A 19,721-nucleotide genomic window follows, 5' to 3' on the forward strand; every position below is an offset into this window, starting at 1 on the left:
TTTTTATATTTTATAAATTTCCGTTCCTTTTTCATCAATAACTTCAATTTCCAAATGACTTTTATTTTCCCGCTCTAAAATTTCATACAGTGAATTGTATGCCAATTCAGGCGTATTGTTATCTTTGCTTATATGCATCAAATAGACTTTTTTTAATTTTTCATTAAGCACTTGAGCAATCAATTTTGATGCCTCTGCATTTGACAAATGCCCATTTCTCCCCTTCACACGATTTTTAAGTTCCCAATGGTAAGGTCCTGTCATCAGCATATTATAGTCATAATTACTTTCCAGAACGATTACATCGCTATTTTTCAGATTTTCCTTAATAATATTGTTCACACATCCAACATCGCTAGCATAAGATAATTTCTTCTCTTTATACTCAAACGTATATCCTAAGCATTTTTTAGCATCGTGCATTACTTCAAAATTATTAATTACACAATCTCCGATTACAACTTTGTCTTCCCTTATAAAATTCAAATTCTTTTTATCAATTTTCCCAATCTTTTCCCTAATAACGCTATAAGTCATTTCATGAAGATAAATTGGAATATCATATTTTCTCGACACAACTCCAAGCCCCTGAATATGGTCAGAATGTTCATGTGTCACAAATATCCCAGTTATATCTTCAATTCTCTTTTCAATATTATTCAATTTTTCTGCAATTTTTTTCCCGCTAAATCCTGCATCTACTAGAAACTTTTTATTCCCCATCTCAATATAGCTGGAATTTCCGCTGCTTCCACTTCCCAAACTTGAAAATTTCATTATTTTTCAATCTTCTTTCTAACTGAGTTTTTATTTTTACTTAACCTTTAAACTCCCCGCTTTTAAAACTCTCAAATTCTAAATATTTGGCGAAATAGTTCCCTTCACTTCATCGTAAACCCATCCGCCTTTTTTATCCTTTTTTGTCACAATTCTATTGCTTTGTTCCCTGTCATCCTTTATACTTTCAGGAATTTCATAAATTTTTTCACTTCCATAAAAAGTTTCAAAATTATATTTTCCATCTGCACTTTTCACACTTCTAAGATTATCTTCAAGCCCTGCTAATTTAGGATTTGCACCTGTCACTTCCTGAAATTTTTTCACTGCATTTTGCAATTTCACAGTTTCCACTTGAATATCTGCATTTATAAGTTTATCAACTTTTCTTGAAAAAAGTATAATAACATTAAAAATTGCAATAAATAAAACTATAAGAAAGACTACTCCTCGAAAAATAATCTTTCTAGTTATTTTTGCCCTATTATTCCCATAATAATAATCATTATCGAAAGCCATTTTCCTAAATGAAATTTAAAAATTTCATATTCTCCCTTCTAAAAATTATTTCTAGTCCATTTGTAAAATCTATAAACTCTCATTAACACAATTTTTTATTTTAATCTTGTGTACTTTTATCCACTTTTCAATATTTTAATTCTTAAAAAATTATTTTTTATTCTTAAAAATTGATGGTCTCACAATCACTTTTACCTGCTTTGGAATTTCCAGCTGGATCTTTAAAGGCCCTCTTTTAACGTTAATCCATCCAAGCCCCGCAATTGCCAGTTCCTCATTTTCTTCAATTTCAACTTCACAAGTTACAAATTCATTTTGAAAATATTTTTCCTTTTCATCCTTTTGTAAAATTTCAAAAAAATTCCCATTCAGCAAGTCTTCCACTCTTTCTTCACGAGTCACATGAAATTTCACGCTTTTTGAAGCATAAGCAGAAAAAATCGGCTTGCTTCCACTTTCCAAAAGCTCATTTCCCAGCACTTTAAATCTGCAGAAAGCATCAAACATAAACACTTGATTTTCTTCCAGTTTAAAAGTTTTTCTTGAAATTTCCCCCGCCGGCACAAGTTTCAATCCACTTTCCACGCTAATCAAATCAGAAATTCTCCCATCTGGAATAAGCCCAGGCGTATCAATTATCGTAATTTCACTATTTGGAATTCTATTGTTAATTGACTTTAAAGTTGTCCCTGAATATTTTGAAGTTGTTATTCTATTATTTCCCAAAAGTAAATTTATAACTGAAGATTTTCCAGCATTTGAAACTCCCAGAACAGTCGCCTTAACTTTTTTATTTGGAAAAATATTTTTAATTTTTCTAATTATCCCATTTATTCCATATTTGCTTTTAGCACTAATAAAGGCAATGTCATCAGGCACAATATCCTCTTCAGCAAGCCTGTCCTTTATCCAGTTTGAAATTTCTGCCGGATGTATAAAATCAGGCATAAGATCAATTTTATTAACCAAAATTATTGATCTATAATCCCTCAAATAATCCAGAATTTCCTCAGTAAATGAACCTTCAAAGTCAATAATATCAAAAATTGGCAATATTATATCTGACTTTTTCACACTTTCATTTACTTCCTTCAGATAATCCTCCCTGCTAAAATTATTTACAAGATTTTCTCCATAATTCTTAATCTTAAAGCATCTTTGACAAAGCAAATTATCCTGCATCACAAATTTTTCTTCAGGAACATACCCCTCCTTATTTTTATCTTCAAACTGCAGCTCAATCCCGCAGCCACTACATTTCTTTTTAATCAAAATTTCCTCCATTTTCTTCTAAATCTTTTAATTTAATAATATCTAAACGTCCAACGTCCGATAAAATAATTTCTTATTTCAAAAAAATAACAATTTCCAATTTTAGAATATTTATTTTATCAATTTTAATCTTCAAAATAAACTTATTCCTTAGATAACAGATGCGTACTCATATAAATATCCCGCAACAAAGATTTGCTCACATGTGTATAAACTTGTGTCGCAGCAATGCTGCTATGCCCCAGAAGCTCCTGCAAATACCGAATATCCACGCCATTATTCAAAAGTTCCGTTGCAAACGAATGTCTAAATACATGCGGCGTTATTTCCTTTTCTATTCCAGCCTCATGTGCATGTGCTGAAATCAGCCTTCTAAGTGAACGTGTCGTCAATTTTTTCCCTTTACTGTTTACAATAAGCACTTCCCTAGTATAATTAGCATACTGCTTCTTTTTTTCTTCAATATACTTTATAAGCCACTTTTTAGCATTTTCACTAAAGAAAGTAATCCGTTCCTTGTCACCCTTTCCAACAACCCGAATTTCCCGCTCTTCAATATCAATCATAAATTCACTTAAATTGATAAGTTCAATTGAACGAAGACCGCTGGAATAAAGCAGTTCAATAATCAATCTGTCACGAATCCCAGTAATTTTCTCTGTATTTATAACATGCCTTAAATTATTCAAATCATCTCGATTAATCACATTTGGCAATTCCTTTTCAAATTTCGGGACATTTATATAAGAAGCCTTATTTGTTTCAATAACTTTTATTTCCTGAAGATATTTAAAAAATGTCCTTAACGCTGAAATTTTCCTATTTATGCTTCTTTTAGAAACAGGCTTTAATTTTGCCTTTTTATTGGAACTTTTTACATTTTCATCTTTTTCAAGCCTTTTAGGAGAATTTAAATAGGCAATAAACGATCTGAAAGTCATCATTTCAATTTCCTCAAAATTATGAATTTCTTCATATTCCTCAAGATACTCCATAAACTGAAGCAAATCTCGCCGATAACCTCTAATTGTATTGAAACTCTTACCAAGAATAACTTCTTCATAATATAAAAATTTATCCACATACATCACAAGATTTTCATTTCTTCTAATTTCTTGTTCATCTTCATTATTTCCCTTTGTCAATTTATCATTTATATCATTTTCCATTTAAATTTCTCCAATTTTAATTTCTTAAAGTTCCTAATTTCCACAGTTGCTTACAAAAATCTATAATCCTGTTAATACTATTTTTTATTTTATAATACTCCCATTTAAAAACAGAAATCCTATTTTATATACGAAATCTTGATTCCTTGCATAACTAATTCACTATTTAAATGAAAATACTGTTAAAACTTTTACTTTCTGTAATTGTCAATTAGATATAATGAATAACTAGATTTTCTATAAAAAAATAAAAAATTATAAGCTAAATAATTTATCAAAAGCATTTTTTGAAAGTTCTATAAATTTTAAAAGTTCAGCCTGTGTAAATGTTGCTTCTTCTCCTGTTCCTTGTAATTCGATAAATTCTCCCTTGTCATTCATTACAATGTTCATATCCACATCAGCCTTTGAATCCTCTTCATATTCCAAGTCAAGAAGTAGCTCATTATGCACTTTTCCAACACTTATTGCCGCAACTTTTGATTTTATCGGAATTTCCTTTAACTTTCCCTGATCAATCAGCTTTTCAACTGCCAGTTCCAAAGCAAGATAAGCCCCTGTTATTGAAGCCGTTCTAGTTCCGCCATCAGCCTGAATCACATCGCAGTCAATCATTACTGTTCTTTCTCCCAGTTTTTCCAAATCTATTGCTGCTCTCAATGCCCTTCCAATTAAACGCTGAATTTCCATAGTTCTTCCGCTAAGCTTTCCCTTTGCTGACTCCCTTTGGACACGTGTATGCGTAGCTCTGGGAAGCATGCTGTATTCAGCAGTTATCCAGCCTGAATTTGTTCCCTTTAGCCATCTTGGAATTTTTTCCTCAATTGTAGCATTACAAATAACTTTTGTATTTCCAAATTCGATTAAAACTGAACCTTCTGGATGAATAATATAATTTTTAGTCACTTTCACTTCACGCATTTCATCATTTCTTCTATTATTATTTCTCACATTTTCTCCTAATTTTTAATTTCTTAGCCATTTCCAAAAATCTATAAATTACTATTAATGCAACATTTATTGCTTTTCAATTCTTAACAAGGGGTAAAGACCCCTTGCCATATTTACTAAATTTTTAAATTTTTACAATGCCTATTTAATTTCCAGTTATTTTCCCTTATAAAGCGGAAATTTTTCTGTCAATTTGAAAACTTGTTCTTTCACTTGGGCAATTTTTTCACTGTCATTTATATTTCCTAAAACTGTCAATATAAACTGCGCCACTTGTCTTGTTTCATCTTCCTTAAATCCACGAGTTGTAATTGCAGGCGTTCCTAATCTTATTCCACTTGTAATAAACGGTTTTTCAGGATCATTTGGAATAGCATTTTTGTTACAAGTTATTCCAGCCTCTTCCAATTTTGCTTCAGCTAACTTCCCAGTAACTCCCATTGGACGTAAATCTACAAGCATTAAATGGTTGTCAGTTCCGCCGCTTACGATTCTAAGTCCACCTTTTGTAAGTTCTTCAGATAAAACTTTTGCATTTTTTGCAACTTGTTCCTGATATTCTTTGTATTCGGGACTAAGCGCCTCTTTAAATGCAACTGCTTTTGCTGCGATTATATGAACCAATGGTCCTCCTTGTATTCCAGGAAATATTGTCTTGTCAATTTTCTTGGCAATTTCTTCATTATTTGTCAAGATTACTCCTCCACGAGGCCCTCTTAATGTTTTATGAGTTGTAGAAGTTACAACATCTGCATATTCCAATGGATTTGGATGAAGTCCAGCTGCAACAAGTCCAGCAATATGAGCCATATCTACCATTAAATATGCCCCAACTTCATCAGCAATTTCTCTAAATTTCTTAAAGTCAATTATTCTTGAATAAGCGCTCGCTCCAGCAACTATCATTTTAGGTTTTTCCCTCAATGCAATTTCCCTTACTGCTTCATAATCAATCAGTTCTGTTTCAGGATTCAGTCCATATTCAAGCCCAATATAGTTCTTCCCAGAAAAATTAATTTTATAACCATGAGTCAAATGCCCACCAGCGCTAAGACTCATTCCCAAAATCTTATCCCCAGCATTAAGCAATCCAACATAAACTCCCATATTCGCTTGAGATCCAGAATGTGGCTGAACATTAGCATATTTTGCCCCAAATAGTTTTTTCAATCTTTCAATCGCAAGACTTTCCACCACATCAGCATTTACACATCCACCATAATATCTTTTACCAGGATAACCTTCCGCATATTTATTAGTAAACACAGACCCAGCCGCTTCCATCACAGCCTTTGAAACAAAGTTTTCCGATGCAATTAACTCAATCCCCTCTTCTTGTCTTTTTTCTTCTTCCGTAATCGCATTATACACTTCCAAATCAACATCTTTTATATAGCTCATCTTAATTTCCTCCTAATTTTTATATTAAATTTTTTAATAATACTTTTTTATTTCAAAAGCAGATGTATTTAAATTTATAATTATTTCATAACTTGTATTTTTCTATAATTATAGTAAAGAGCTTTTACTAAATCATATTCAAACGGAGAATTTAAATCTCCATATTTTATACTAAGCATAGAACGTGCATTTAGCCCTGTTACAACTGGTCTTGTAAACCCGTATACAGTTTTATCAAAGATTCCTGTATCAAAAAACAGCTTTTTATCCACAACACCTCTTGCTGCACCTTCCATTGCCGCATCTGCCGCACTTCCAACTGCATCCCTAACAGTGCTTGGGCCTAATACCGGCAAAACCAAAAAAGACCCTGTTCCTATTCCATAATGCCCTAAAGTATCTCCCATTGTTTCAGGATCGCTTCTTAGCCCAATATTTTTAGCGACATCAGTTACTCCCAATAACCCGGCAGTTGAATTTATCACAAATCTCCCAAGCGCATTTGCAGCTTTTCCAGGTTTTAATTGTAAAACTGAATTTACAAATGTCGGTATTTCCTTAAAATTATTATAAAAATTTGAAATTCCCTTTCTCACTGGTTTTGGAACAGCTGCCGCATATATACGTGAAGCCGGATAAGCTATCTTTCTGTCAAGCTGTGTATTAAGAGCATACATTCTTCTATTAAAAGGCTCCATAGAATCATTTATTCCAGTCAGCTGAAACACTTGACTTGATACAATGTAATCCTCATTCAGCTCTTCTAAATTTTCTGCTAATACTCCATATCCGTCCTGCTCAATTGCAATATACTTATTCAAATCAGATTTATTTTTCTTTATTTTAACATTCGTTCTTTCAACTAAATCAATATTTTTATCAGGTATCTGAGCCACTTTCCCATCTTCAAACTTAATAAAAAGATCATCATTTGCCTCTTTGCGGCTTTCCTCCAGGAACATTACAGTATCTTCATTTTTTATTTCCATCAGTTCAGCTTTTCCAACTGCTGTAATGGCAAACATAGCCCCAAGTATTAATAGTTTATTTTTTCTTGCCATAATTTATTTTTCCTCCAATTTATCTACCATCAAATTTGCCACATCCTTATGCCAAAGAGCTCCTGTATGACCTCCAAACGGTATTAATACTCTATTTGAAAATGTATTTTTTATGTAATCCAAATCTTCTTTTTCAAGCAAAATATCATTTGTCGAAGTAATAAATACAATGTTTTTATTATTTCTATTGATAAAATCCTGACTGCTTCTCAAGTCAAAATCATCTATAAATTTATTAAAATCAAGATCAGGATATTTAAATTTTTTTAAATAAGGATATAGAATTTCCTTTGCATATTCATCAAATGAAACCGACAGCCCTTCTCTAAATTCATTAGACACAGAATCAAATCTCTTATATGATTTTTTGTTTGAAAGTCTTCCAACAGCATTATTCCCTCTAAATACTTCTCCCGCGAAAGTCATATTTGCCGAATAAAATCTAAATAATAACCCTGTAAGTATTTCAAAATCCTTTTCTCCAAGTCCTAACTTCCCTAATGTAGTTGTCAAGCTTGAAAACTCCATATCTTTTATTTGCATTGATTTATCATAAACAAGTTTGCTAAATATTGTATCTAAATATTTTTCCAGGCTTCTTGCGTCATAAACTCCATTTTTTATCAAATATCCGTCTAGTTTTTTCGTTGCTGTCAAAATACTGATTGGCGAATTTAATAAAAGAGATTTTTCAATTCCAATTTTTCTATTATTTTTTTCATCCATTTCATGAATTAACAATGACTGAAATCCGCCTAGGCTGTAACCTCCAATATAAGTCTTGTCAATTTTCATTCCATCGCTTTTTTCCCTTAAGATAGCTTTCTGTATCAAATCGTACAATTGTGCAGTTTCATCTTTTATATATCCAGCATAGGCATTTTTACTTTGACTTACGATATAAGGCATTGTAGTAGGTGAACTGAAGTCAATTACATTATACCCTCTGTCATAAAATACATTTGCCAAATAAAGTGACATCCCGCTGTTATAAACTGAACCTGTTCCTGAAATTAAAATTATTAGCGGCGCTTTCTTGTCTTTCTGAGTCCAAACGCCATATTCATAATCCTTCCACTCTCTTAGTATTTCAGGAATTTTTTTTGTTGTGGTAAATTTCCTTACTTTTGGCCCCTTTGGATTTTTAAATTTATACTGCTGTTCTGCAGGCGTTCCAAGAACAGTCGCCATTATGGCACTTTCCTTATATGGATAATCACTCGCAATTTGCGATACATCCGTTTCAGCAAGTCCAATAGCTGAAAATGCAAGCATCATTATCAAGCCCAATATTTTTTTTAACATATTCCCAATCTATGTGAAAACTTTTTCACACTTCTCCTTTCCAATTTTCAAAAATTATACTTTTTTATTTATTTATATTTTATCAAAAATATCAAAAAATTTCCAGTAAAAAAATATTTATTAAATTACACATCCACCGAAACAATCTTAGTTTCCCCAATCTCCTTATTCATCGTAACTCCATACAGCCTATGCGATCCCTTCATCGTTTCCTTATTATGAGTTATAAGAATAAACTGCGATTTATTAATAAACTGATGCAGCAATTCAACAATCTTCTTCGTATTCTTTTCATCAAGCGCCGCTTCAATTTCATCAAAAAATGTAAATGGACTTGGTTTAAACATAAAAATTGCCATTATAAATGACACTGCAAGCATTGATTTTTCTCCACCTGAAAGTAAAAGTAACGTCTGCTCAGGCTTATTTTTATATTTTACACTTAATTCCAGCCCAGTTGTAAGCAGATTTTCAGGATCTGTCATTTTCAGTATTCCTTTAGCGCCATTTAAAATTGTTTCACACATATATTGAAAGTTTTTATTTATTTGCTCATAAGCCATAAAAAACTTACTTGTAACTTCCTCTTCAATTTCCCTGATAAATCCAAGCAATGATTCCCTGCTTTCAAGCAGATCCTTCTTCTGTGCCGCAATACTCTGATACCGCTCATTTTCATGCTCATATTCTTCTATCGAAGCCATATTTACCGCTCCAATATTCATACGGCTTCTTTCATTTGAAGCTAATTTTCTCTTTATATCCGCAAGCTCTTCTTCGCTGGCAATTTCAAAATATTCTTCATCGTTCAAAATTTCATCATTTTCAAGTTCCTTAAACTCCGAAGTCTGAAACTCAAGTTCGCTGTTATTTCTAGTAATTTTCTCAATTATTTTTTCATATTCATTTTTATATTTCAGGATATTCATCTCAATTCCCTTGATTTCTGCAATTAATTTTCTTTCACTTCCTTCAACCTTCTGAATTTCCTTTTCTATTTCTTGAATTTCACCAAAAATACTCTTCCTATTTTTTTCATTTTCCCCAATTTCAGACTTTAATTTTGAAATTTTACCTATTAATTCACTTCCAAGCAAATCTTTCCTTTTCTCAAATTCAATTAATTCAGCCTTTTCCCTCAAAAGTTTCCTATAATCAGCCTCAATTTCCCCAAACCGATTTTTATTATTATCAGTTCTGACTTTCAAAACTTCATATTCCTTATCAGCCACATTCAGTCTTTGAATAAATTCATCAATATTTTCAAGTTTTTTCAATTCTTCCCTTAAATTTTCCATTTTTAAATTATTCTCTTCAATACACTTTTCAATATTTTGAATCAATTCCAGATTTTCCTTTATTTTCGTTTCCTTCTCCAAAATAAACTTTCTGCTTTCAGAAATTTCATAGTTCAAAGTATTAATTTCCCGCTGTTTCCGATTAAATTTAATACTAAAATCATCATAATTTTCATTAAATGACTGATAATCATTTTTAAAGTTCTCAAATAATTTTTCTTCTTCTTCCTTTTCTTTTCCAACTTTCTCAGCCTCTAAAACAATTTCCGATAATTTTTTCTCGAATTTATCAAGATTTTTTTTATTTTCCTCAATCTCACCTTCCAGATGCTTCAGCTCTTTTTTTCTTTCCAAAATCTCATCTTTCCCCTTAAATGAATGTCCACCAGTCATTCTTCCCCGAGAAGTAATAATATCCCCTTCAAGTGTGACAATCCTGTCATTAAACCCTTTTTTCAAAAGCTGCGTCCCAACTTCCAGATTCTCTACAACAATCGAGTTTCCATAAACAAACTGAATAACTTTTTCAATATTTTCATTTACAAATTTTTTATCGGCTTTTACAATATTTCTTGCAAAGTCAATAATTCCATTTTTCCCCTTTGTATTTGAAATAATATTCTGAATTTCCTCCTGCGGCATCCTATTTTGAAAATTACTTTTTTGCAAAATCTTCTCAATAACAGGCAAATTTTCATTAATCTTTGAAACCCGAATATCTTTAACTGGTAAAAATGAAGCCCTTCCAAGTTTTTTTCTTTTTAGAATCTCAATACACTTCTTCCCAATTTCACTATCCCTTACAACAATATCCCGAAACATTCCGCCAGATAAAGTCTGAACCGCTTCCTCAAATCCTGCTGGAACATCAATCAGATTAACAAAAGCCCCAATTACTCCATCAATTTTTTCATTCAAAATATGCTTCACGCTCTGGTTAAAAGTCTCATTTTTTTCAATCGCATTAGCAATAGCCTTTTGCCTAACCTGAAAGTTTTCAAGTTTATAACTAGATTCATTTTTTTTCTTATTAATTTCCGAATATTCTTTTCTCAATTCATCTACCTTTTCATTAAGTTTCTGAATTTTCTGTTCCCTCTCAAATTTCTGCTTTTCCTTTTCCGATTTCTGCACTTCGTAAGCCTTCTTTTCCTGACTTATCCTGTCAAATTCACCTTCCAGGTCCATCTTTTCAGCAATTTGCCTTTTATTCTCATTCGTAGCCCCAAAAACTCTTTTCTCCAGATCTTCATTTTCCCCAGCTACTTTTATTTTATCAACTTCAAAATTAGAGTTTTTCTGTGTCCGCTCCTTCAATTCAAGCGCTATTTCGTCACTTTTCCTTTTCACGCCCTTAACTTTAGCCTCCAATTCATTTTTTTCCCGTTCCTTTTCAGCCAAATCTTTTGTCATAAGTTCAAGTTCGCTTTTAGAATCGTTTAAAATTTTCTCCTTTTCCTCAATATCCTTTTCTAAAATCCCTTTTCTTCTAGCCTTCTCATTAGCTTCGGTTTCTAAATTAGAATTTTGATTTACCAATTTTGAATATTCTTCCTTCAGCATTTCCAGATTTTCAAAATTTTTATTTCTTTCATTTTTTTTATTTTTCAAATTTTCTTGAAGTTCCACTCTAATTTCATTGGTTTTTTCAAGTTCAGCCTGCTTTTCAGAAAAAGTTTTTTCTCCCCTTTCCAGTTCTTCCCTTACTTCCTGACTTTTCTCCTCATATTCATACTTCAGCGAAGTTTTCTCATTAACGCCATATTCTAAAACCATAAATTTATGAACATCAATCTTTTTACTGTATTCTCTAAAAAGTTTTGCCTTTTCCTGCTCAATCTTCAAATAATCAACCCGATGCTTCAAATCCTTTTCCACATAATCAATCTTTTCAATCTCATTTTTCAAATCCTGCAGCTTTTTCTCAGACTCATCCTTTTCAATCTTAGCTCTTTTTACTCCAGCCGCCTCTTCTATAATTTCCTTCAATTCCTTTGGCGAAGACCCAATAATTTTCTCCACTCGCCCTTGTCCAATTATCGAATAAGCCTGCTTTCCAATTCCAGTATCCATAAAAAGAGTATGAATATCTTTAAGCCTAGATTTTTTATTATTGATCAAATATTCATTTTCCCCAGTCTTAAAAATTCTTCTCGTAATTTTAACTTCTGAAAAATCAATATCCAAATATCTGTCTCCATTATCAATAATTAGGCTAACCTCTGCCATAGACTTTGGCTTTTTATTCTTCCCGCCAGAAAAAATAATATCCGAACTCTCCTTAGCCCGTATATTCTTATAGCTCTGCTCTCCCAAAACCCACAAAATCGCATCCAGAATATTACTCTTTCCGCTCCCGTTAGGTCCAACAATGGAAGTAATTCCACTGTCAAACTCCACAATAGTTTTATTTGCAAACGATTTAAATCCCGTCAACTCCAATGCTTTTAAGTACATCTTTTCTCTCCTAATTTTTTTAACTCTTTTTTATTTAATGTAATTTTATCATACTTTCCTCTCCCAAGCCACACTCTTCCCTAATATTTTCTCCAGTTTCTTCAATTACAACACTGCTTTTTCCCTCATTTACATCATAACGTATATAAATAGTTGAAGTATCTTTTGTAACATACTCTGTTTCTTTATTATCAAAATTTACCTTTTTACGTTCAATATACTTCCCGGTTATCCCATCTTTATAATAAAACGAATCTTTTGAAGCCAAAAAAGCGTTAAAATCAATAATAACAATGAAATTATCATTTTTTTCATATCATTTCCTTTTAAAATTTTATTTTACATATCTGCAACTTTCCCATAAATGTAATTTTTCATTTTCAGTTTTTATCTCCATCTGATAATAAAGAGTCCACTTACTTTGATAATACACATCCATCTTTAAATCGCCTTCTAAATTCCAATCTGAATCTTTAAAAAATTCCTTGAATGATTTCTTATCTAAATATTTTCCACGAAAATATCCTTTGTTTGGAGTGTAATCGGATATAATTCCCATACTTACTTCTTCTGTTGTCTCCAATTCATCATATTTTATTATGTCACTTTGAAAATACGGTGTAAAATCTTTTATTTCTTTTCCTGTTTTAGAATCATAATATTTTTCATTTTCATATACGACTTCTGTTTCTATCCCTACCTCATTGATTGATTTATAATATTTTCCAGTCCATATATTTTCCCCTGTTCTTCTCAAATTCATTGATTCATAATATTTATCCCTACCTCTATTATATGCTTTTGCAAATTCATAATAATCACTGCAAAAAGTATTTATAGTTTTATTTTTATCATTATATTGAGATACTATAAATTTTTTTGTTTTTTCAGAAGTTTTATAATCATAGAATATTATTATGTAAAGTAGGATAAATAAAATTGTTAAAATAATTGAAGTAATTATAATAAATTTTTTCATTCTGATACTTCTCCTTAAAATTTTATTTTATATACCTACACTTTTCACCTAAAACCAACTCACCATTTTCTGTTTCAAGTCGCATTTGATAATATAATGGCTCTATACTTTGATAATATACATCTATTTTTATATCTCCTTCTAAATTCCAATCTGAATCTTTAAAAAATTCCTTGAATGATTTCTTATCTAAGTATTTTCCACGAAAATATCCTTCATTTGGGGTATAATCGGATATAATTCCCATACTTACTTCTTCTGTTGTCTCCAATTCATCGTATTTTATTATGTCACTTTGAAAATACGGTATAAAATCTTTTATTTCTTTTCCTGTTTTAGAATCATAATATTTTTCATTTTCATATACAATTTCTGTTTCTACCCCTATTTCATTAGTTGATTTATAATACTTTCCAATCCATTTGTTTTTATCTACTCTTCGTAAATTTAATGTTTCACTATGCTCAATTCCGTTTTCAATATAAACTTTTCCAAGATGATAATAATCTGTACAAAAAGTATTTATAGTTTTATTTTTATCACTATACTGAGACACCATAAATTTTTTTGTTTTTTCAGAAGTTTTATAATCATAGAATATTATTATGTAAACCAGAACGAATAAAATAAATAGGATAATCAAAGTAATTATAATAAATTTTTTCATTTTTATAACTCCTAATAAATATAAAAGTTTTCTTTTTCCAATATGTCTGTATCTTCTACCGGACTTCTTCCCCATAATGTATCCATAAGAACTTTATCAAACTGCCATCTATCTCCTTGTGCCATGTCTGCTATTCCAACGCTATAAAAATATGATTCATCTCCTTGCTTCTTTTGTATCTGTCTTCCATACTTTATAAATTTTGCTAATTTGGTTTTATTAACTAACAAATCAGCATGAGCTTCTATTTCTGATCCAAAAGTATAGCTATTATTCCCAGAACCCGACCATTTATTTGAAACTTTATATAACGGTTCATCTCCTTCTCTTAAATAATTTAAAATTTTCTTTCCCATTTTTTGTGAATTAGGTTTATAAGCATAGTATTCCGCTACTTTTTTCATATCTGATTTTGTCATATATGAACTTTCTCCTGAACTTTGAAAATGATTATGTACAAATATAATATTCTTATCTTCTAGTTTTTTATTTTTTATTATATAATCAAATGGAGATTCACCATTTAAATCAAAACTTCCAAAAGGAACTGAGATTGCTTTTACTTTTTTTCTTATTATAAATAATTTCATTTCCCCATCAATTTCAGTCAATACAAAATTTCCGCTCCAACTACTCCCATAATTTTTATAATTTATCACTTCTGTAGTTTCATAGTATATATTTCCATTTTTTTCAACTTTCTTTATTTTTCCATTCTTTAGTCCTTCTTCTATCGCTTCTCTATACAATTCTTGAGAATTTCTTTTATTTTTGCCACCATAAACTACAAATCCTGGCATACCAAAATTAAAAAATAAATTTCTAGGTAAAACACCTAAACCACCTATTCCTAATGAAGTTAATAATGCCAACTCCATTCCTTGCCCTATTGGAAAATCTGAATTAAATAGTGAAAGTAAACTTTCAGAAGCCATCATTTCTTCCAATGTCAAATATAAACTCAAAATTCCACCTTTTTCACATTTTATTTTTGAATTTTCTAAAAGAAGGCGATTATTTCCTATCATCGCTTTCTCTCCAAGTGGCTCCCAGTTTCCTACAGCACAGAATTTACATTCTCCTTTTTTACACTTATCAAATTGAGGTATATTTTCTAAAAATTCCTTATCTCCTTCTGTCGCCATTTTTTTACCATATATAAGTACATTATTATTATGAGTTACTTTTAATCTTTTTATATTTGTGGCCTCAGCAAAACTGCATTTTATAAAACTTCCTTCAGGTACGCATTTTTTATTCATCACATTCCCTCATTTCTAAATTTACCTTAAAATTATTTTCATAAATTGATATTTCATTTTCTAAAAATTTTAATTCTACTTCCGTAATATTTTTCTTAATTACTCCTGTTTTTAAACTAAAATCTATTTTTTGACAAAAAGAAAATTCTTCTTTAATTTTTTTTAATTCTCTTCCAAATATATCTTCCAGTTTTTTTATAGATTTATTTTTATCAAAGTATACATCATCTAGTTTGCCAGTTATCTCCAAACTTATTAAATCTTTCCCCACATGTGCCTCTACCAATTTACTTTCCAAACGCAACGGTAAATCTATACCACCTATATTTCTTAATTTTACTTTTCTTCTAACAATATTATTAAAATTATATTTTTCATAAAAAGGAACAAATAAAAATATTGATAAATCTCTTCCAGCAATATAATCAGTAACTAACCTTGGAGATGAAAACATTTTCTTTATTCCTTTTAAAAATTCTTCAATATCATCTTCATCAAGATCTGAATACCATGCATATTTTTTTACTAATTCAAAATCTTCTTTTAATTCATCCAAATTTTCAATCCTAGAAACTTCTATTTCCTTATTAATTTTATAATTGACAGGATTCATAATTGTATCAACCAATTCAGACAAAAAAACAATTTCCTTATTTCTAAAACCTTCATATTTCATGTTCTTCTTTTCGATTTTTATAATATGATTTTCACCAGTTTTTTTTATAGCTTCCATAGAAAAATCATAAGAAGTTTCAATGTTACGTATACCTTTTTCTATAATGTTCTTATTCTGAATACTAACAACATATTCATATCTTCTATTCAAAATAGGTTTAAATTCCAAGATTACTTCTCTATTCACGACTATTCTCCTAAAAATTCAAAATTTATTATCTTCCTTTTCCAAAAATAACAATCGTAACAGTTTTTAGCAATATTTTCATATCAAAAATAATGTCATGATTTTTTATATAATACAAATCATACTGCAGCTTTCTGTAGGCATCCTCAACACTTGCCCCATACGGATACATTACTTGCGCCCATCCAGTAAGTCCTGGCTTTACAGTATGTCTTAAATTATAGTACATAATTTCCTTTTCCAGCTGCTTTATAAAAAATTCCCTTTCTGGACGTGGTCCCACAAAGCTCATTTCTCCACGTAGCACATTCCACAGTTGCGGTAATTCATCAATTCTTGTAAGCCGCATAAATTTACCAAATTTTGTAACACGATTGTCATTTTTTGTAGCCCATTTTGGTCCGTCTTTTTCTGCATCAGTTGTCATCGAACGAAACTTCACTATTTTAAACGGCTTATTCCCTTCACCAATTCTTTCCTGAATAAAAAATACCGGCCCTTTTGACTCAAGTTTTATTATAATCGCAGCGATAATCATGATTGGAATTACGCAAACTCCGATTAAAAGTGCAAAAATTATGTCAAGAATCCTTTTTGCCTTTAAATTGAAACTGTTATAATAAATTTCAAAACCTGTATTTTCCAAAAACCATTTTGGACTTAAATTTGAAACAGGCAATTTATTTTCATACATTTCATAAAATTCCAGGTAGTTATAGTATTGCATCCCGTTAAGTTTGTATTGCAGCAGCTTATCAACGAGTTTTGTATCGTATAAAAGATTGCTTGTAAAATCCACAATTATATCAACTTTTTTATTTTCACAAAGTTCTAATATTTTTTTTGTTAAAATTTTTAAATCTTTTTCCCCCTTCAAAAAGTCCGATAATTTATACTGGCTATCTTTTTTTATGCTCTCAAGCAGATCATTTGTATATCCATTTTCCCCAACAAATACGATTTTTTTCTTTTCAGCCAGTCCAATCATTACAATATAGCGATATATAATTTGAAACATTGTAATTAACCCAAACAAAATTATAGCTTCATTCAAAAGAAATATTTTTAAAAATTTTGTAACCATCACAAGAATAAAATTAATTGCAATTATAATCGCAATATCCCTTAACTTATATCTTCCTGCCATATTATAAACATTTGCCACATAATAAATTACCATAGAACAAGCAATTACAACTACATTCGTAAATCCAAGTCCACGATTTATAAGCAGCAATCCCATTAAATACATCACAATCGTCAATATCCCAAATAAATAAGAATAATTTTTTTTCATTCCACGTACCGCCATCTTAAATTACACTTCCTTTTTTTATTTTTTCTTTAATAATAAATTTATCTAATAAAACTGTTCCATTAAACAAACAAAATTTCCAAATTATAATTTTTCTCCTTTTTCTTAGTAAGAGATCAAGATTCCTAATGATTATAAAAATCTATAAAATTCAATTAACGCAATATTTTCAATTTCCCTAAACTTTTTTACTGCATGTTCCTAGTTGCCATAAGTATTAAACCTTTTTGTAAAATTGCCTATTTATCCCAGTTACAAAGTTAGACAGTTCTTTTAATGCTTTGCTTGCAAAAAAAGACAATGCGAATACTATTACAAATGCAGTAATTATATATAAAAAATAATTCATTCTGGATTTTAATATTCTTTCACAAAAAAATAAAAAAATTGGATGAATTAAATAAATATCATAAGTTTTCGCTGATATAGATTTTACAATACTTTTTACTTTTAGAAAAACTTTTTCTCCATCAAAAATATTTACAAAAAAATCATAAAGCAAAACTGCGGATATAAATACACTAATTGAATGATAATCATAAAAATAGTCAAAAAACTTTCCGCTTAATTTTGTAAATATATACGTTAAAAAGACAGTTAATACAACTGTTATTAAAAAAATCGTGTATTTTTGCCATTTTTTCATATTCAAAGGTTTTTCTGTGAGCAGATAGCCAATCAAAAAGTAGCCAAAGTATTGCCCAACTGGAGAATATACTTTTATATTTTTCTTAAAAATCACATTTAGAAATGGTACTAAAACCATAAATATTATCCATATAAAAACTAGATAATTAATACTTTTTCTCTCAATTTTTACCATAACTTTTCGTAAAAATGGCGTTATCAGATAAAGTGACAATATCATATAAATGTACCACAAATGATAGTAAACTTTACCTTGAAAAAAACTTGAAAAGAAATTATAGTAACTTTCTTTCTGGAAAAAAATTGAAATTATAGTCTTATAAGTTGATTTTCTAAAAAAAACTGAGAATAATTCATTATCTTTCACATCTTTAAAAATTATTGTAAATATAAAAAAAATAACAGAGCATATAAAAAATTTTGGAATAATTTTTATAAATCTCTTTTTAAAAAATATCCTTACATCTTCATCTTTTCTCAACAAAAAAAATCCACTAACCATAACAAATATGGGTACGCACATTCTACTAAAAGAATCTATAATATTTGCCGTCATCCATCTATTTCCAGATATTTCACCATAACTATACAGCTCACTTGCAACAATATGTATAAAAATAACCATAATAATCGCAATACATTTTAAAATATCAAAATTAAAAAATCTGTCCTTATTTTTTATCATTTTATAGTTCTCCAAATTTACTAATTTTCTCCAATAAAAATATAACTAATTTTACCACAGTTCAAGTTAATTTTCAATCGTTTTTATCTTTATACATTTTATATATAAATGAATTTAGAAGCACTAATTATTCTATTCAAATTATAAATTTATTTAATTTTAATAATGTGATAAAAATTTTTATATTAAAAATTTGCATTTTAAATAAATATGGGTATAATTCTATTGAATAATTTGATAATCAAAATTTTTATAAGGAGGAATATACTATGAAAATAAAACTTAATAATATTTCAGAAACTATGCTTATTACTTTGCATGCACGTGCGAAAGATGCTGAAAGTAAAAATCCAATTTTAAATGATAAAAAATCTTCCGAGATTCTTTCACAGCTGGATTATGATTTTTCAAAATTTGAGAAGGCGTGGGCTTCGTACTATGGGATTCTTTCACGTGCGAAAGTGATGGATAATGAGACAAAGAAATTTATTCAAAAATATCCAGATTGTGTAATTGTATCTATTGGAAGCGGACTTGATACACGATTTTTAAGAGTTGACAATGGAAAAATACGATGGTATGACATTGATTTGCCTGAAGTAATTGAAGAAAGAAAATTATTTTTTGAACCTAATGAACGAGTTACAGATATTGCAAAATCTGCATTTGATTCAGCATGGACAAAAGATATTAAACTGGAAGGGAAAAAATTGCTTATTATTTCCGAAGGTGTATTAATGTTCTTTGAAGAACAGCAAATTAAACAATTTTTGGAAATACTGACTGATAATTTTGATTCTTTTGAAGCTCAATTTGACTTGCTTTACAAAGGAACAGTTAAAATGAGTAAAAAACACGATACCTTAAAAAATATGGAAGCAAAATTTAGTTGGGGAGTAAAGGATGGAAGTGAAGTTGTAAAATTGAATCCAAAATTAAAACAGACTGGACTTATTAATTTTACTGACGAAATGAAACATCATCTTCCCGGATGGAAAAAATTGTTTATTCCATTCTTTTACATTTTTAATAACAGACTTGGAATTTATACTTATGAAAAATAAATTTATTTTTTAATTTATTTCCTTTTCTA

The 19,721-nt window shown here is 29.8% G+C and carries 17 protein-coding genes; 1 reads left to right on the forward strand and 16 read right to left on the reverse strand.

Annotated elements, in window-relative coordinates; all coding sequences use genetic code 11:
• Nucleotides 1–3: 3 nt before the first annotated feature.
• From HW276_RS06305 to HW276_RS06380, 16 genes are all read right to left on the reverse strand, one after another.
• Entirely contained in the window at nucleotides 4–777 is a 774-nt protein-coding gene (locus HW276_RS06305) for an MBL fold metallo-hydrolase (protein ID WP_178937832.1), read from the reverse strand.
• 78 nt (nucleotides 778–855) lie between these two features.
• Complete coding sequence (locus HW276_RS06310; RefSeq protein ID WP_178937833.1) at nucleotides 856–1,296, reverse strand: competence protein ComE; 441 nt, start codon at nucleotides 1,294–1,296, stop codon at nucleotides 856–858.
• 150 nt (nucleotides 1,297–1,446) lie between these two features.
• Nucleotides 1,447–2,568: a ribosome biogenesis GTPase YqeH gene (gene yqeH, locus HW276_RS06315; RefSeq protein ID WP_178937834.1), complete on the reverse strand. Its 1,122-nt coding sequence runs from the start codon at nucleotides 2,566–2,568 to the stop codon at nucleotides 1,447–1,449.
• A gap of 143 nt (nucleotides 2,569–2,711) precedes the next feature.
• Nucleotides 2,712–3,737, reverse strand: a complete 1,026-nt coding sequence (xerA, locus tag HW276_RS06320) for a site-specific tyrosine recombinase/integron integrase (RefSeq protein WP_178937835.1) — start codon at nucleotides 3,735–3,737, stop codon at nucleotides 2,712–2,714.
• A gap of 255 nt (nucleotides 3,738–3,992) precedes the next feature.
• The gene (rph, locus tag HW276_RS06325; protein ID WP_146964377.1) at nucleotides 3,993–4,688 is read right to left on the reverse strand and encodes a ribonuclease PH; all 696 of its coding nucleotides are present in this window, start codon (nucleotides 4,686–4,688) and stop codon (nucleotides 3,993–3,995) included.
• Nucleotides 4,689–4,844: 156 nt separating this feature from the next.
• Nucleotides 4,845–6,089: a serine hydroxymethyltransferase gene (gene glyA / locus HW276_RS06330; protein ID WP_178937836.1), complete on the reverse strand. Its 1,245-nt coding sequence runs from the start codon at nucleotides 6,087–6,089 to the stop codon at nucleotides 4,845–4,847.
• Nucleotides 6,090–6,169: 80 nt separating this feature from the next.
• Complete coding sequence (locus HW276_RS06335; protein ID WP_178937837.1) at nucleotides 6,170–7,150, reverse strand: VacJ family lipoprotein; 981 nt, start codon at nucleotides 7,148–7,150, stop codon at nucleotides 6,170–6,172.
• A 3-nt stretch (nucleotides 7,151–7,153) separates the two neighbouring features.
• Complete coding sequence (locus tag HW276_RS06340; protein WP_178937838.1) at nucleotides 7,154–8,455, reverse strand: alpha/beta hydrolase; 1,302 nt, start codon at nucleotides 8,453–8,455, stop codon at nucleotides 7,154–7,156.
• A gap of 125 nt (nucleotides 8,456–8,580) precedes the next feature.
• A complete protein-coding gene (locus HW276_RS06345) occupies nucleotides 8,581–12,210 on the reverse strand; it encodes an AAA family ATPase (RefSeq protein ID WP_178937839.1) in 3,630 nt (1,209 codons plus the stop codon).
• 34 nt (nucleotides 12,211–12,244) lie between these two features.
• Nucleotides 12,245–12,478 carry a hypothetical protein gene (locus HW276_RS06350; RefSeq protein ID WP_147003671.1) on the reverse strand — a complete coding sequence of 78 codons (234 nt, stop codon included), beginning with the start codon at nucleotides 12,476–12,478 and terminating at the stop codon, nucleotides 12,245–12,247.
• 66 nt (nucleotides 12,479–12,544) lie between these two features.
• Nucleotides 12,545–13,189: a hypothetical protein gene (locus HW276_RS06355; RefSeq protein WP_147003672.1), complete on the reverse strand. Its 645-nt coding sequence runs from the start codon at nucleotides 13,187–13,189 to the stop codon at nucleotides 12,545–12,547.
• Between the two features lie 22 nt (nucleotides 13,190–13,211).
• Nucleotides 13,212–13,856, reverse strand: coding sequence for a hypothetical protein (locus tag HW276_RS06360; protein ID WP_178937840.1), 645 nt, complete (start codon nucleotides 13,854–13,856; stop codon nucleotides 13,212–13,214).
• 11 nt (nucleotides 13,857–13,867) lie between these two features.
• Entirely contained in the window at nucleotides 13,868–15,118 is a 1,251-nt protein-coding gene (locus tag HW276_RS06365; RefSeq protein ID WP_178937841.1) for a DUF4280 domain-containing protein, read from the reverse strand.
• On the reverse strand, nucleotides 15,111–15,980 hold the full coding sequence (locus tag HW276_RS06370; RefSeq protein WP_178937842.1) for a hypothetical protein: 870 nt from the start codon (nucleotides 15,978–15,980) through the stop codon (nucleotides 15,111–15,113). The genes HW276_RS06365 and HW276_RS06370 overlap by 8 nt, the downstream gene beginning before the upstream one ends.
• Before the next feature lie 28 nt (nucleotides 15,981–16,008).
• Nucleotides 16,009–17,292 (reverse strand): exopolysaccharide biosynthesis polyprenyl glycosylphosphotransferase, encoded by a 1,284-nt coding sequence (locus HW276_RS06375; protein WP_178937843.1) that lies wholly within the window; start codon nucleotides 17,290–17,292, stop codon nucleotides 16,009–16,011.
• 220 nt (nucleotides 17,293–17,512) lie between these two features.
• A complete protein-coding gene (locus tag HW276_RS06380) occupies nucleotides 17,513–18,628 on the reverse strand; it encodes an acyltransferase (protein WP_178937844.1) in 1,116 nt (371 codons plus the stop codon).
• Nucleotides 18,629–18,897: 269 nt separating this feature from the next.
• On the opposite strand from HW276_RS06380, the gene HW276_RS06385 reads away from it, so the two are divergent.
• Nucleotides 18,898–19,692: a class I SAM-dependent methyltransferase gene (locus HW276_RS06385; RefSeq protein WP_178937845.1), complete on the forward strand. Its 795-nt coding sequence runs from the start codon at nucleotides 18,898–18,900 to the stop codon at nucleotides 19,690–19,692.
• Nucleotides 19,693–19,721: the final 29 nt, after the last annotated feature.

The organism is Leptotrichia sp. oral taxon 417 (assembly GCF_013394865.1).
Lineage (GTDB): Bacteria > Fusobacteriota > Fusobacteriia > Fusobacteriales > Leptotrichiaceae > Leptotrichia > Leptotrichia wadei_A.

Coding starts and splice junctions, on each gene's coding strand:
- HW276_RS06305 (WP_178937832.1), bottom strand. CDS start 777: ATGAAATTTTCAAGTTTGGGAAGTGGAAGCAGCGGAAATTCCAGCTAT.
- HW276_RS06310 (WP_178937833.1), bottom strand. CDS start 1,296: ATGGCTTTCGATAATGATTATTATTATGGGAATAATAGGGCAAAAATA.
- xerA (WP_178937835.1), bottom strand. CDS start 3,737: ATGGAAAATGATATAAATGATAAATTGACAAAGGGAAATAATGAAGAT.
- glyA (WP_178937836.1), bottom strand. CDS start 6,089: ATGAGCTATATAAAAGATGTTGATTTGGAAGTGTATAATGCGATTACG.
- HW276_RS06335 (WP_178937837.1), bottom strand. CDS start 7,150: ATGGCAAGAAAAAATAAACTATTAATACTTGGGGCTATGTTTGCCATT.
- HW276_RS06340 (WP_178937838.1), bottom strand. CDS start 8,455: ATGTTAAAAAAAATATTGGGCTTGATAATGATGCTTGCATTTTCAGCT.
- HW276_RS06345 (WP_178937839.1), bottom strand. CDS start 12,210: ATGTACTTAAAAGCATTGGAGTTGACGGGATTTAAATCGTTTGCAAAT.
- HW276_RS06355 (WP_147003672.1), bottom strand. CDS start 13,189: ATGAAAAAATTTATTATAATTACTTCAATTATTTTAACAATTTTATTT.
- HW276_RS06360 (WP_178937840.1), bottom strand. CDS start 13,856: ATGAAAAAATTTATTATAATTACTTTGATTATCCTATTTATTTTATTC.
- HW276_RS06365 (WP_178937841.1), bottom strand. CDS start 15,118: ATGAATAAAAAATGCGTACCTGAAGGAAGTTTTATAAAATGCAGTTTT.
- HW276_RS06375 (WP_178937843.1), bottom strand. CDS start 17,292: ATGGCGGTACGTGGAATGAAAAAAAATTATTCTTATTTATTTGGGATA.
- HW276_RS06380 (WP_178937844.1), bottom strand. CDS start 18,628: ATGATAAAAAATAAGGACAGATTTTTTAATTTTGATATTTTAAAATGT.
- HW276_RS06385 (WP_178937845.1), top strand. CDS start 18,898: ATGAAAATAAAACTTAATAATATTTCAGAAACTATGCTTATTACTTTG.